The organism is Helicobacter trogontum, from assembly GCF_000765905.2.
GTDB lineage: Bacteria > Campylobacterota > Campylobacteria > Campylobacterales > Helicobacteraceae > Helicobacter_A > Helicobacter_A trogontum.
Genome location: NZ_JRPL02000089.1, coordinates 1 through 1,145 on the forward strand (window position 1 = coordinate 1; position 1,145 = coordinate 1,145).

A 1,145-nucleotide genomic window follows, 5' to 3' on the forward strand; every position below is an offset into this window, starting at 1 on the left:
TCTAAAATTTCACAAAATTTAAATTATTTGCAAACAAAAGATCAAATTTTAAGAAGTCTAGAAGAACTTGATTTAGAATATTTAGATTTACTCTTAATTCATGAGCCTTACAAAAATAGTCTTTACATGTATGAAGCTATGCAAGAAGCTTTTGAAAATAAGCTTATAAAATCTTTAGGGGTAAGTAATTTTAATGAAAATTTTCTTCTTGAATTCATGCAAAAAGTGGTAATAAAACCAGTACTTAATCAATGCGAAACCCATCTTTTATATCAGCAAAAATCTTTACATAAAGTGCTACAAAAACATGATATATTTTTGCAATCTTGGAGTCCTTTCATAGCAAATAAAAATGAAATTTTTAATCATCCTATTTTATTAGATATGGCTAAAAAATATTTAAAAACTTCTGCACAAATTATCTTAAATTTCTTATATAAGCGTGATATTTTACTCATTCCTAAAAGTTCTAATCTGCAAAGAATGAAACAAAATTTGCAAATCTTTGATTTTGAATTAGAAAATAAAGATTTACAAAAACTAATGGATTTGGATAAAAATAAAAGCTTCTTTGGGTGGTATGAATAATTTTACAAAAAACTCTTGACTTAGAGCTACTCTATAATACTTTAGTCTATGTTTAATATTTAGATGTATTAAATAGTTAGTCTATTTCGCATACAAAGATATATTCTGCATGGTTTTTAAAATCTGTTTTTCCACTATTAAAGGCTTTGTGTGGAATCTTGTGTGAAGTGATTGTGCCAAAAGTTTCTAAAATTGTTTTAAGAGATTCTAGGCTTATTTTATTTGCACTTGAGCTTGATTTTGAAGTATAAGTATTATTATAGGTTACGACCAAAAATCTAGCAATCTTGCTTAAATCCTCACATAACTCACGAAATACAGATTCCGCTCCTACTTTGCAATACTCACTCATATTCTCTGGCTCTCTTTTTAGTGCTATGCCATGAAGTTTTGGTTTATCGTTGAGTGTAATAGTTTCTAGCAGGTGATAGAATCTACTATATTGCCTTGAGTTGTAAGGTGGATCGATAAAGGCTATATCTATTTTCCTTTGCTGTTTAATAAAATCTTTAACAAGTTTATTTGAATCTTTTCTAAAAATCTCTATTTTAGATTCT

At 27.2% G+C, this 1,145-nt stretch carries 2 protein-coding genes; one reads left to right on the top strand and one right to left on the bottom strand.

Annotated features, from left to right (window positions below):
- Nucleotides 1-588: aldo/keto reductase (locus LS81_RS10970; RefSeq protein WP_034348055.1), on the top strand; the 588-nt coding region annotated here is incomplete at its 5' end.
- Between the two features lie 76 nt (nt 589-664).
- On the opposite strand, the gene LS81_RS10975 is transcribed toward LS81_RS10970, so the two are convergent.
- Nucleotides 665-1,145: DNA adenine methylase (locus LS81_RS10975; protein WP_034348053.1), on the bottom strand; the 481-nt coding region annotated here is incomplete at its 5' end.